The organism is Pontibacter beigongshangensis (assembly GCF_014332515.1).
GTDB classification, from domain to species: Bacteria; Bacteroidota; Bacteroidia; order Cytophagales; family Hymenobacteraceae; genus Pontibacter; species Pontibacter beigongshangensis.
Genome location: NZ_VFSD01000009.1, coordinates 40,046 through 53,152, shown reverse-complemented (window position 1 = coordinate 53,152; position 13,107 = coordinate 40,046). Strand labels below are relative to the sequence as shown.

The 13,107-nt window shown below is 50.9% G+C and carries 12 protein-coding genes; 10 read left to right on the top strand and 2 right to left on the bottom strand.

The genetic code is table 11. From position 1 onward, the window contains the following. Nucleotides 1–33: 33 nt before the first annotated feature. A complete protein-coding gene (locus tag FJM74_RS09260; protein WP_147923694.1) occupies nucleotides 34–186 on the bottom strand; it encodes a lmo0937 family membrane protein in 153 nt (50 codons plus the stop codon). Between the two features lie 456 nt (nucleotides 187–642). Between FJM74_RS09260 and FJM74_RS09255 the strand changes: the two genes are divergently transcribed. After that, nucleotides 643–1,530 carry a 3-hydroxybutyryl-CoA dehydrogenase gene (locus FJM74_RS09255; RefSeq protein WP_187262317.1) on the top strand — a complete coding sequence of 296 codons (888 nt, stop codon included), beginning with the start codon at nucleotides 643–645 and terminating at the stop codon, nucleotides 1,528–1,530. Between the two features lie 439 nt (nucleotides 1,531–1,969). Here FJM74_RS09255 and FJM74_RS09250 read toward each other — a convergent pair whose 3' ends face one another. Beyond that, nucleotides 1,970–2,782 carry a 2,3,4,5-tetrahydropyridine-2,6-dicarboxylate N-succinyltransferase gene (locus FJM74_RS09250; RefSeq protein ID WP_187262316.1) on the bottom strand — a complete coding sequence of 271 codons (813 nt, stop codon included), beginning with the start codon at nucleotides 2,780–2,782 and terminating at the stop codon, nucleotides 1,970–1,972. A gap of 102 nt (nucleotides 2,783–2,884) precedes the next feature. On the opposite strand from FJM74_RS09250, the gene FJM74_RS09245 reads away from it, so the two are divergent. From FJM74_RS09245 to mnmE, 9 genes are all read left to right on the top strand, one after another. Next, a complete protein-coding gene (locus FJM74_RS09245; RefSeq protein ID WP_241739031.1) occupies nucleotides 2,885–3,961 on the top strand; it encodes a glycosyltransferase in 1,077 nt (358 codons plus the stop codon). A 71-nt stretch (nucleotides 3,962–4,032) separates the two neighbouring features. Further along, nucleotides 4,033–5,031 (top strand): 3-oxoacyl-ACP synthase III family protein, encoded by a 999-nt coding sequence (locus FJM74_RS09240; RefSeq protein ID WP_187262314.1) that lies wholly within the window; start codon nucleotides 4,033–4,035, stop codon nucleotides 5,029–5,031. Between the two features lie 194 nt (nucleotides 5,032–5,225). Beyond that, nucleotides 5,226–5,882, top strand: a complete 657-nt coding sequence (locus tag FJM74_RS09235) for a metal-dependent transcriptional regulator (protein WP_187262313.1) — start codon at nucleotides 5,226–5,228, stop codon at nucleotides 5,880–5,882. Nucleotides 5,883–5,891: 9 nt separating this feature from the next. After that, nucleotides 5,892–6,815 carry a metal ABC transporter solute-binding protein, Zn/Mn family gene (locus tag FJM74_RS09230; protein WP_187262312.1) on the top strand — a complete coding sequence of 308 codons (924 nt, stop codon included), beginning with the start codon at nucleotides 5,892–5,894 and terminating at the stop codon, nucleotides 6,813–6,815. 12 nt (nucleotides 6,816–6,827) lie between these two features. Further along, nucleotides 6,828–7,616 carry a metal ABC transporter ATP-binding protein gene (locus FJM74_RS09225; protein ID WP_187262311.1) on the top strand — a complete coding sequence of 263 codons (789 nt, stop codon included), beginning with the start codon at nucleotides 6,828–6,830 and terminating at the stop codon, nucleotides 7,614–7,616. Nucleotides 7,617–7,881: 265 nt separating this feature from the next. Then, complete coding sequence (locus tag FJM74_RS09220; RefSeq protein WP_187262310.1) at nucleotides 7,882–9,165, top strand: metal ABC transporter permease; 1,284 nt, start codon at nucleotides 7,882–7,884, stop codon at nucleotides 9,163–9,165. Between the two features lie 237 nt (nucleotides 9,166–9,402). Then, nucleotides 9,403–10,284, top strand: coding sequence for a metal ABC transporter permease (locus FJM74_RS09215; RefSeq protein ID WP_187262309.1), 882 nt, complete (start codon nucleotides 9,403–9,405; stop codon nucleotides 10,282–10,284). A 477-nt stretch (nucleotides 10,285–10,761) separates the two neighbouring features. After that, on the top strand, nucleotides 10,762–11,316 hold the full coding sequence (locus FJM74_RS09210) for a thioredoxin family protein (protein ID WP_187262308.1): 555 nt from the start codon (nucleotides 10,762–10,764) through the stop codon (nucleotides 11,314–11,316). A 219-nt stretch (nucleotides 11,317–11,535) separates the two neighbouring features. Continuing rightward, complete coding sequence (gene mnmE, locus FJM74_RS09205; protein ID WP_187262307.1) at nucleotides 11,536–12,915, top strand: tRNA uridine-5-carboxymethylaminomethyl(34) synthesis GTPase MnmE; 1,380 nt, start codon at nucleotides 11,536–11,538, stop codon at nucleotides 12,913–12,915. Nucleotides 12,916–13,107: the final 192 nt, after the last annotated feature.

The following is a 13,107-nucleotide window of genomic DNA, read 5'->3' as shown; positions in this document are numbered from 1 at the left end:
TTTTCTTCTCTTAACGTGATTTACCTGTAGAAGTTAAACTCCCCGTATTAAACGTAATACGACAGCTATAACTGCAATAACAAGCAATATGTGAATAATACCGCCTACGGCATCAGGGAATCCTAAGAAACCGATCAGCCAGAAAATCACTAGTACTACTGCTATTAAATACAATAAATTTCCCATAGTGTTAATTTTTTTATAATTCAGTTTGGTTTATGTACTACTACCACCTCTTTTGGCTGCCGGAGCCCGAGAGCAACCCGATCAGCTATTAGTCGCGCTAGTTGTACTTTTTTGTTTTATGGTTTCTACGGATATATATTTCAAAAGATTTATATAGAGCTGTCTTTTTTCTAATAAATGATCTTTTTTGCCTTTAAACAGCCGTCCCCTTGACCTATCAATTGCTTTAGAAAGCTGAATCACAACTTATTGAAAGTAATTTTTGCATGTTGGCAGAAAAAATCCTGTCAGGGGAAAATAATTTAAGCTAAAAACCCTGGCTCCTCAGCGAACTTAGGATAATTATCTCTGATTTTGCACTATACCCACAATAATCTGGCACCCTGCTTTTTCCTTCCAAAATATGATAGTTTTGTGTATAGGAGTATGTCGTATTAAAACCTTTAAATTACCTATATGAAAAAAGTAGCAGTAATTGGTTCCGGCACCATGGGCAATGGTATAGCACATGTGTTTGCCCAACACGGTTTTTCTGTCACACTAGTCGATATTAACGAAGAGGCCTTACAAAAAGCACTTGGCACCATCGCCCGGAACCTCGATAGAATGGTGGCCAAAGGCACCCTGACGGATGCCCTGAAAGAGCAGACGCTACAGCGCATCACCACGCTCACCAGCCTGGAGGAGGGCGTAAGAGAAGCAGACCTGGTAGTAGAGGCTGCCACAGAACAGGAGGAGCTTAAATTAAAGATTTTCAGCCAGCTTTCTGAGTTCACAAAACCGGAAGCCATTCTGGCCAGCAACACCTCCTCCATCTCCATCACCAAAATCGCATCCGTTACCAACCGCCCTGATAAAGTAGTAGGCATGCACTTTATGAATCCGGTACCGGTCATGAAACTGGTGGAGGTGATCAGAGGCTATGCCACCTCCGATGCCGTGACGGCAAAGATCGAAGAGCTCTCGCGGCAGTTAGGCAAAGTGCCAACCCCCTGCCACGACTACCCCGGCTTTGTTGCCAACCGCATCCTGATGCCCATGATCAACGAGGCCATTTTTGCGCTTTATGAGGGTGTGGCAGGCGTGGAAGAGATAGACACTATTATGAAACTAGGCATGGCACACCCGATGGGCCCCCTGCAACTGGCCGATTTTATTGGCCTGGATGTTTGTCTCTCGATTCTGCAGGTGCTGCACGAGGGCTTCGGAAACCCCAAATACGCGCCCTGCCCCCTGCTGGTAAACATGGTGCAGGCCGGCCACAAGGGAACCAAGTCGGGCCAGGGCTTCTACTCCTACAGTCACGGCACCAAAGACCTGGTCGTAGCCGAAAGGTTCCGATAGGGTGATGGTTTGTTGTTGATTGCTGGGAGGTTTAATTGTTAAAGAGCAATATGTGTAAGGTGTAACATGGAATAGCATAAAGCTTCATCCATTTGGATCCTCCCGTTTTGGCTATCTTGTAACGATCTTATGAGCGAGCACTAATTCCATTCTTTCATTACTTACACTTCCGCAGGCAAAAGGAGTTGTCTTGAAAACATAAAATAAGGAAGCCCCTGCCAGATAAGGCAAAGGCTTTCTTATTTTACTTGATAGGGAATAGAAACTCCGGCTCCTGGCAGAATTGGGTCCGACGTACCAGGCAGCAGTAGCAGCCTTTGCCTCCGGAGGGGCATTTTGATTGGAATAATTCCTTTCCTAACCTAAAAACCTATGACCTAAGCAGTTGCCTTACTCAGTACAATCTTTCCTTTACAAATCGGGAGGTCTAATATCTTAACTAAACAGCTACCGCATGGTCACGGAGCACATCGTTAAGCGATGTCTTCAGATCAGTGCTTTCTTTACGCTGCCCGATGATCAGGGCGCAAGGCACCTGGAAATCGCCTGCAGGGAATTTCTTGGTGTAGGAACCAGGAATAACCACAGAGCGCGGAGGAACGTAGCCTCTGTACTCTTTCTGCTCGCTGCTGGTCACATCTATAATGCGGGAACTGCCGGTAATAGTCACACCTGCTCCGATCACAGCCTCCTTGCCCACCCGGCATCCTTCTACCAGAATGCTTCTGGAGCCTACAAAGGCACCGTCTTCGATGATAACCGGGGCAGCCTGTAGCGGCTCCAGTACACCCCCTAAGCCAACACCACCGCTCAGGTGCACATTCTTACCCACCTGGGCACAGCTGCCTACGGTAGCCCAAGTGTCTACCATCGTGCCTTCGTCTACATAGGCTCCGATATTAACGTAAGATGGCATCATGACCACACCTCTGGCCAGGAACGAGCCGTATCGTGCTACTGCGTGAGGCACCACACGTACTCCCAGGCCAGCATAGTCCTGCTTCAGGCCAATCTTGTCATAAAACTCAAACGGACCTACCTCAATGGTGTTCATGTTTTGAATTGGGAAGTAAAGCAGCACCGCTTTCTTTACCCACTCATTTACCTGCCACTCATCGCCATTTGGCTGAGCCACCCGGATGCGCCCTTTATCAAGTTCCTCGATTACGGCGCGGATGGCCTCCTTAGCCTCGTTCTCCTTTAATAAAGACCGGTCGTCCCAGGCCTTTTCAATAATGTCTCTAAATTCCATTTTAATGTTGTTATGCTTGCTGCGTAAATGTATTAAATTTAGCCGATGTCTGAAAAGAGAATATTAATTGCTTCGCTATTGAAGCCAGTAAATGACACCCGGATGTATGAAAAGCTAGCATTGTCGCTTGGCAAGCTTGCTCATACCACGGTGCACCTGGCCGGTTTTGCAGCCCCGCCACCGGCTGATGCGCCTGACAACATCTGCTTCCACCCCATCTTCCGGTTCCGGCGATTGTCGCCAGGGCGAGCAGCGGCGCAAGTTCGTTTCTACAAATTGCTACTTCAAGTAAAACCTCACTTCCTGATAGCCAGCACCCATGAGTTACTGCTCGTTAGCTGGTTCTACTGCCTACTCTATCCCTGCCAACTAATATACGACGTACAGGAAAACTATGCCCTGAACTTAAGATCGCAACAGAACTACCCCCCGCTCCTGAAGCTGCTGATGGCCACACTAGTGCGTGGCACAGAAAGGCTGCTGGCACCGCGCATAGCCCACTTTCTGGTAGCTGAGAAAACATATCTGCAGGAGCTGCCCTTTCTGAAGCAGCGCGCCACCCTCCTCGAAAACAAATACAAACCCGCTCCAACTTACCAATTACCTGCCACACCCGTAAAGCTATCTGCCGACAAACCTCTGCGTTTGCTGTATTCCGGCACCATTGCCGACATGTATGGTATTTTTGAGGCCGTGGAGCTGGCTGCTCAGTTGCACCAACTGCAGCCCGGCACCACGCTGACCATTATTGGCTATTGTGCACAGGGGCAAACGCTGACGCGGCTGAGGGAGCAGCTAAAAGACAAACCCTACATTACCCTGATCGGAGGAGAAACCCTGGTGCCGCACCAGCAGATCATCAGGCAGATCCAGTGCAGCGATGCAGGCCTGCTGCCATACCTGCCCCATGCCAGCACCTTCACCTGCATACCTACCAAAATATATGAGTATATGGCCCATGCCCTGCCCATGGTCATCCAGCAAAACCCGCTCTGGCAGCCACTGGTACAAGCAGCAGAGGCGGGCATCTCGGTAGATTTCAGGAAGGCAGACGCCACGGCTATAAAAAATAGTTTACAGGGACAGCAATTTTACCGTAAAGGAATACCCCCTGCTACCTTTTGGGACGTTGAAGAACAGAGACTACTGGCAGCCATAGCTTTGCTTAAAACCAACTAACGAAAATATTTTTTAGATTAGTCTAAATTAAAAAAAATAAGTGTATATTTGAACCATTAAAAACTATGACTATGCGCAATTCTAAGATTTCAGGAGTAGGCCATTATGTACCGGAGAGGGTGGTCACCAACAAGGATCTGGAGAAACTGATGGACACCTCCGACGAGTGGATACGGGAAAGAACGGGCATCGTGGAGCGGCATTACTTCCAGGAAGGAATAGACACCACGGCTAACATGGCCGCCAAAGCCGCCCGCAAGGCCCTTGCGATGGCAGGACTGGAAGCCAAAGAACTGGACATGATCGTGTTCGCCACCCTCAGCCCGGACTATGTGTTTCCGGGTTCCGGCGTGCTGCTGCAGCGCGAGTTAGGCATAAAGGAGATACCGGCCCTAGACTTGCGGAACCAGTGCTCTGGCTTTATCTATGCCCTTTCGGTGGCTGACCAGTTCATTAAGACGGGCATGTACAACAATGTGCTGGTGGTGGGCTCCGAGATCCACTCCAGCGGGCTGGACTTCACGACAAGGGGCCGCAACGTATCGGTTATTTTTGGCGACGGTGCCGGTGCTGCTGTCCTGACACCATCCGAGAGCAACGACAAAGGCATCCTGTCCACGCATTTACATGCCGATGGTGAGTTTGCAGAGGAGTTGGCCACACTGGACCCCGGCAGCAACAAGCAGGAGCGCCTGACGCACGAAATGATTGATGAAGGAACCATATACCCGGTGATGAACGGCAATGTGGTGTTCAAGCATGCCGTTACCCGCTTCCCCGAAGTAATTGAAGAAGCACTTAAAGCCAATAATTACCAACCCTCTGATATAGACATGCTTATACCACATCAGGCCAACCTGCGCATTACGTCCTTTATACAACAAAAGATGGGGTTGCCGGTAGAGAAAGTATTCAGCAACATCCATAAATACGGCAACACCACCGCTGCCTCAATCCCAATCGCGCTGAGCGAGGCCGTAGAGCAGGGCAGCATCCAGGAAGGCAACCTTGTCTGCCTGGCCGCCTTCGGTAGCGGCTTCACCTGGGCTTCAGCGCTGATCAGGTGGTAGCTCGTTAATGTGCTAATGGATTAATGTGCTGATGTGCTAATTTTTTAATTTTCGGATTGAGCAGCTAGTTAAAGCAGTATCGTCCTTTGAATTTCGCCTTTTATGCCAGGGTCATAGCTTAACATTATTTTATTTCCAAACCATTACATTAATCCATTAGCACATCAGCACATTAGATAATTAGTACATTAGAAATGCATAGCTTTACAGAAGAGAATTACATTAAAGCCATTTATAAGCTGTCAGACAGCGGGTTAACAGACGTAAACACGAATGCCATTGCGGATGTACTGGATACCAGGGCGGCCTCTGTAACGGATATGCTTCGGAAGCTGAGTGCCAAGGGTGTAGTCAATTACGTCAAGTACAAAGGCGTGACGCTTACAGAAGAAGGCAACCGGATAGCCCTGAAAATTATTCGGAAACACCGGCTCTGGGAAGTATTCCTGGTAGAGAAGCTCAAGTTTAACTGGGACGAAGTGCACGAGGTGGCGGAGGAACTGGAGCACATTACCTCCGACCTGCTGGTAAAGCGGCTCGATGAGTTCCTGGGCCACCCCAAGTTCGACCCGCATGGCGACCCTATCCCGACTGAATCAGGAGAAATAAACCCGAAAGCTCAGAAGCTGCTGGCAGAGATGGAAATGAACGAGGCGGGTATTGTAGTGGGCGTAAACGCTTCACAGCCCCTGTTCCTGCAGTACCTCGATAAGATGGGAATCCGGCTGGGTGTAAAAATTAAAGTACTGGATCGGGTACCGTACGACAATTCCCTGGAAATCAGCATCGATAACCTGCGCAATACAGTGGTATCCGGCGAGGTAACCAAAAACATATTTTTATCTGCCTGAGCTGATCTTATGATGAAAACTCCTCTCCTCTTACTGCTTCTGATGTTCTGCCTTTCGTGCAAACAGGTCGATACCAGGGGGAAGATTGCGCCCGGGGAGCGGCTCAGGGTGGTAACCACCACTGGCATCCTGAAAGACGCTGTGCAGAACATAGCCGGCGATGTGGCCGATGTGCAGGCCATTATGGGCTCTGGCGTAGACCCGCACCTCTACAAGGCGACCCAGGGCGACCTGGAGCTGCTAACGGAGGCGCACGTGATAGTGTACAACGGGCTGCACCTGGAAGGCAAAATGGGTGAGGTGCTGGAGCGGCTGAGCCGCTTTAAAAGTGTGGTGGCCGCCACTGATGGCCTCACCCCTGCCGACATGCGGGCATCCTCCGACTTCCCGGGGAGCTACGACCCGCACGTCTGGTTCGATGTGGCGCTGTGGCAGAAAGTGGTAGCCTACATAAGCCAGCAGCTGCAGGAGAAAGACCCGGCCCATGCGGCGCAGTACCAGCAAAACGCGGCGGCCTACCTGAAGCGGCTGGCGGTACTGGATCAGTTTGCCAGCAACGCGATCGGTTCCATTCCGGAGCAGCAGCGCATCCTCATCACGGCGCACGATGCCTTTGGCTACTTCGGAGATGCCTACGGTATACAGGTGCGGGGCCTGCAGGGTATCTCTACCATGTCGGAGTTTGGCTTGCAGGACGTTTCCTCGCTTGTCAACTTCATCGCCGATAATAAAATTAAGGCGGTGTTTGTTGAGTCCTCCGTCTCGCCTAAAGCCATTGAGGCCGTTATGGTGGGTGTCCGGCAGAAGGGGCACGAAATACGAATTGGTGGCACGCTCTTCTCTGATGCACTCGGGGATGATGGTACGCCGGAGGGCACTTACGAAGGCATGGTGCGCCATAACGTCAACCATATTGTAGCAGCCTTAAAATGAAATAATTAAAGCATGATACTTCAAGTAGAGAATCCGGTGGTGGAGGTGCACGATCTGACAGTGAGTTACGACCGAAAGCCTGTTTTGTGGGGAGTGGACCTGACCTTGCCAGCCGGTGCGCTGGTAGGTGTGATCGGACCTAATGGCGCCGGAAAATCTACCCTCATCAAAGCCATCATGGACCTGCTGCCCGTCAGCAGCGGCTACATCCGGATCTTTGACCAGCCGATAAAAGAGGTGCGCAAGCGTATCAGCTATGTGCCGCAGCGCGAGTCGGTAGACTGGGATTTTCCGGCCTCCGTTTTTGATGTAGTGCTGATGGGACGCTACGGCAAACTTGGCTTTTTTAACAGGCCCCGAAGGGCCGACAAAGATGCCGCCATGGAGGCGCTGCAGAAAGTGGGCATGCAGGCTTATGCCGAACGGCAGATATCGCAACTCTCCGGCGGGCAGCAGCAACGGGTGTTCCTGGCAAGGGCCCTGGCCCAGAATGCCGACATCTATTTTATGGATGAGCCTTTTGCGGGTGTCGACATCGCCACCGAAACAGCCATTATAGAACTGCTGCGCACCATGCGCGACGAAGGCAAAACGGTGGTGGTCGTTCACCACGATTTGCAATCGGCGGCGGCTTATTTTAACTGGGTCATTCTGCTGAACATGCGCCTGGTAGCCTCCGGCCCCACCGATCAGGTGCTGACACAGGAGCTGCTCGAGAAGACCTACGGTGGCAAACTAACCGTACTCTCCAAAGTAGGCGACCTGCTGCGCAAGCAGGAGTTCCCTTCCCGGGAGGCGTAGTTTTTTAAATTCAAAATTAGAAATTCAAAATTAGAAATTGGGCTTTTGGGGATGGATGTAAATAGCAACTTAAGACAGAGAAGGAGCAGTACCAGGATTCGCAGTTACTCTGGAGGGGCTTTTTCATTAGAATAATTCTGGTAGACAAGGATAAATTTAGGTAAATATGGCGCAAGCGTCCTCGCTCGTGATGCTTATTTGATTTTTTAATAGCACAAAAAGCACCCTTTAACAATCATCAACCAACAATTAACGACCAACACCAATGAGTGACTTTACAGAGTTCTTCTCGTTTACGGATGCCAACGTCCGGTATGTGACGATTGGGTCGGTGCTGCTGGCCAGTAGCTCGGCGGTGGTGGGTTGTTTTAGCCTGCTCCGCAAGCGGGCGCTGGTGGGCGATGCGGTGGCGCATGCCGTGCTGCCGGGAGTTTGCCTGGCCTTTATGCTGTCTGGCACCAAAAACCCGCTCATCCTGCTGCTGGGCGCTTTCATCACCGGCTGGCTGTCGCTGGTCGTGATCGATGTGATCACCTCCCGCTCCCGCATCAAAGAAGACACGGCCATCGGGCTGGTGCTCTCCGTCTTTTTCGGAATCGGCATTTTGCTGCTTACATCCATACAGCACTCCGGCAACGCGGCTCAAAGCGGCCTCGACAAGTTCCTGTTCGGAAACGCCGCCGCCCTGATCGGCGAAGACCTGATCGTGTTCAGCGTTGTGGCTTTGCTCCTGCTCGTGTGCACCATCGTATTCTACAAAGAGCTGATGCTGCTCTGCTTCGACGAAGCCTATGCCCACACCATCGGGTACCCGGTGCGGGCACTGGAGCTGCTGCTGACCACTCTTACCGTGTTTGCGGTAGTGGTGGGCATACAGGCGGTCGGCGTGGTGCTGATGGCGGCCATGCTGATCACACCGGCTGCGGCCGCCCGTTTCTGGACAGAGAACCTGCGACTGATGCTGGTGCTGGCGGCCCTGATGGGTGCTTTCTCCGGCATGGCAGGAGCTTTCGTGTCTTATACCGCTCCGGCAATGCCCACCGGGCCCTGGATCGTGCTCATCATTTCTATGATCGCCATTACGTCCTTCGCCTTTGCCCCCGGCAAAGGCTGGGTTTCGCGCATGTGGAAGCAGCGCCGCAACAAGTCGCGGGTGCTGGAAGAGAACCTCCTGAAAGTGATGTACCAGTTGGGCGAGCCAAACCAGGATTATTTCACCTCCCGCAATATAACCGATATTATGGAAAGGCGTCAGATCCCTAAAAGAGCGATCAGCAGGGGTTTAAATAAACTTAGACGAGAGGGCTATGTGCAGAAAGACAGGCAATCGTGGATGCTCACCAGGCAAGGGCAGACACGCGGCATGCGGGTGGTGCGCCTGCACAGGTTATGGGAGCTCTACCTGACCCAGTTCCTGGAGCTCGCCTCCGACCACGTGCACGAAGACGCCGAAACCATTGAGCACATCATTACCCCGGAACTGGAGCAAAAACTGATGCAGGAACTGGAATACCCGGTGCTGGACCCGCACAACAACAGGATACCTTAGGTTGGTTGCTGGTTGTTAAGAAATGTGAAGGAAAGTCCCGATTATTCTAATGAAAATGGCCCTCCGGAGGCAGTACCACGCCTGATGCACCTGTTGCCAACTTAACCTCACAGTGCCTTTCAGACCTGTGAGCGTTTGGAAAAACGACTCTAAAGCAGAGGCACATTCGACATCACAACTATTTGTCTATCAACATATATTCTCTCATTCACTCAATCATTCATTCAAAATTAAAACATGAACGCATTCTGGATCATACTTACCGGCTCTCTGGTGGCCACCTGCTGTAGTCTGCTGGGGTGCTACCTGATTCTGCGGCGCATGGCCATGGTGGGCGATGCCATCTCGCATGCCGTGCTGCCGGGCATTGTGATCGCTTTTCTGGTGACCGGCTCCCGCGACTCTGTGCCGATGCTGATCGGAGCCGGACTACTGGGCGTCCTGACCACCTTCCTGATCGAGTTCTTCCATCGGGTAGCGCGGGTACAGTCGGATGCAGCCATCGGCGTAACCTTTACCTGGCTTTTTGCCATCGGCATTATCCTGATCTCTGTTTTTGCAGGCCAGATAGATCTCGACCAGGACTGTGTGCTGTACGGCGAGATTGCCTACACCCCCATCGACCTCTGGATCAGTGAAGATGGCTGGATTCTCGGTCCCAGGGCCGTCTGGACAGTAGGTACAGTCACGGTTCTGGTTATCTTATTTATCTGCCTGAGCTATAAAGAACTTTACTTAACCGCCTTTGATGCGGCCTATGCTGCTTCTATTGGCATCTCTACCTCGTTGTGGTACTATCTGCTGATGTCGGCGGTGTCGCTAACGACCGTGGCGTCCTTCGAATCGGTTGGCGCCATCCTGGTGGTGGCCTTCCTGGTGGCTCCTCCTGCCACCGCTTACCTCCTCACCGACAATTTTAAGACCATGCTGGTGTTGTCGGCACTGCTGGGTATTCTGGCTTCTGCGGCAGGTTATTACCTAGCGGTGTGGCTCGATGGCTCCATTGCCGGCGCCATTGCCACCGTAACCGGCATCGAGTTTGTGCTGGCCTTCCTGTTCTCGCCCTCACGCGGCATTTGGATGAACCGCCGCAAAATAGTGCCTGCGCCTATTAATTGATAGTTGATTGTTAAATAGCTTAATGGTTAAATTGTTGTAAAAGAAAGATATTAATCAATAGAGGTAGCTTAAATTAAGAACAACCGTTCCATACCATATCGCTAAAGCAGGAAAAGTCCGCCTTTGAAGAGGGTGAGGGGGATGTTTCAAGGGCTGCAGAAATTCCGGAGAAGCAAAGCAGTAGAATCAAGAATCCCTATCTTCAGGTGTAAATCATCCTTACCCCCTTCAAAGAGGGACAAATAAACTACCTGCCTAACATCAGTTCTTAACTCTGATTTTTTACTAACGGAAAGACTATAGTGCTTTTCCCCGACGTTTCACAAACCGAGATCAAGAAAATCAGAATGTAGATTATCACAATTAAAAACCGGCGATCGGTTGCTGGTTCGAAAAAGTCGTTGGAATTATTAAACCACCGGATTTTGTTAAATTTGCAGGCTTACCTGAAATGAGGCAAAATAAAAAGAACAATTGATGAAGAACAGATATTACATCCTGGCATTGCTGCCCTTGTTTATGGTGTTTTCAGGATTTACAGGCGTAGCTACACCGCCTGCCACCGCCGAAGCACCGGCCGCTCCTGCTGAGGCCATTCAGTGGCTTACGATAGAAGAGGCTGCCGCCAAACTCAAAAAGGAGCCCCGCAAAGTAGTCATAGACGTGTACACCGACTGGTGCGGCTGGTGCAGGAAAATGGATAAAAGCACTTTTGCAGACCCGGCTGTGGCAGCTTACATCAACAAAAACTACTATGCCGTAAAACTGGATGCCGAAAGCAAACAGCCTATTACCCTGAACGGCCACACCTACAACTACAACCCTGCCTACAAATCGCATGAGTTGGCGGTGGCACTGCTGCAGGGCCAGATGAGCTACCCTACAACTGTATACCTCAACGAGAAAATGGAGATGCTCTCGCCTGTGCCCGGTTACCTCGATGCAGCTGCCTTCAGCAAAATACTCCGCTACTTCGGCGACAACCACTATAAAACCAGTTCCTGGCAGGAATATGAAAAGCCTAAAAAATAAAGTTGATGGGCGTTTACAATCTTGAGTGGAGTCCTTCTCTCCATAGTTAATACAAAGAGAGGCTTCCTGGACAATCAGAGAAAAGCAAGTCAGGCAGAATTATTCTAATGAAAAGCCCTTCCGGAGGTGCCTGTGCTATACTTGCCAGCGTCCTGAACCCTTAAATATGGAGGTACTTCGAACTTTATAACGTTTCCCTTTTTAACTTAAAATTTAATTTTGATCAACCATTTCTCCTCTTCTGACACTATTGTAGCCGTTGCCACCGCATCGGGTGTAGGCGCTATTGCTGTTATCCGACTATCTGGTCCGGAGGCTGTTGCCATTGTGCAGCGAGTGTTCCGTGGCAAGGACCTGCTGCAACAGCCATCGCACACGATCCATTTCGGCACCATCCGTGATGGCGACAAGGTGCTGGACGAGGTGCTGGTATCGTTGTTCAGGGCACCAACCTCCTATACCAAAGAAGATGTAGTGGAGGTAAGCTGTCACGGTTCCGACTTTATAGTGCAGCAACTTATGCAGCTGTTCCTGAAGCAGGGCGCGCGGCTGGCGCAGGCCGGGGAGTTTACGAAGCGGGCCTTCCTGAACGGTCAGTTCGACCTGGCACAGGCCGAAGCTGTGGCCGACCTCATCTCATCCGATTCCGCCCTCTCGCATGAAGTGGCCATGAAGCAGATGCGGGGAGGTTTTTCGCAGGAGATCAAAAAGCTGCGGGCGGAGCTGGTGCACTTTGCCTCTATGATCGAACTCGAGTTGGACTTTGGCGAGGAAGACGTGGAGTTTGCCGACCGGGAACAGTTGCGCCTGCTCATTGCCAACATCCAACGCATTATACGGGAGCTGCTCAAGTCGTTTGAGCTGGGCAACGTGATTAAGAACGGGGTGCCTACCGTAATCGTGGGCAAACCCAATGCCGGAAAATCCACGCTGCTCAACAAGCTGCTGAACGAGGAAAAAGCCATCGTGTCGGACGTGCCTGGCACCACGCGGGACTTTATCGAGGACGAAATCAACATCGAAGGCATCAGCTTCCGGTTTATCGACACGGCCGGCCTCCGCGAAACCACCGATAAGGTAGAAGCCATTGGGGTGGAACGCACCCTTCAGAAGCTCAGCGAGTCGTCGCTAATTATTTACCTGTTTGATATTATCACCACCACGCCCGAAGAACTCCGGGAAGAGCTGAGACAAATTAACCCGAAGAAACTTCCGATAATGGCCGTAGCCAACAAGATAGATGAAGCCTCTCCTACTACACTGACGGCTTTTGCGGAGGTAGAAAATCTGGTGCAGATCTCAGCAGCCGAAGGTGCAAATATGGATGGCCTGAAAGAGGCGCTGGTAGCAAAAGTGAACCTGGGCAAACTCAATACCCGCGAGCAAACCATCGTCACCAACCTCCGCCACGTCGACAGCCTGAATAAAACCTACGAGGCCCTCGACGATACCCTCTCCGGCCTCGACCTCGGCATCAGCAACGACCTGGTGGCCGCAGACATCCGCAGGGCGCTGCATCATTTGGGGCAGATTACCGGCGAGATTACAACGGATGATCTGCTGGATAATATTTTCACTAAGTTCTGCATCGGCAAATAGATTGCCTTAAAAACGGCATTTTTGAAGCGTATGACACGATTTAAGAAGAATTCGACAGGTTTAATATCTGTCTTAAAGGAAGAATTTATGACGAATTTGTTACGAATTCTTCCTTTTTCATTTTTATGCTTTATGGTAGGGAGATTATGTACACTACAGTCCACACCTGTCTGTTGCTGACCTTTATAGACC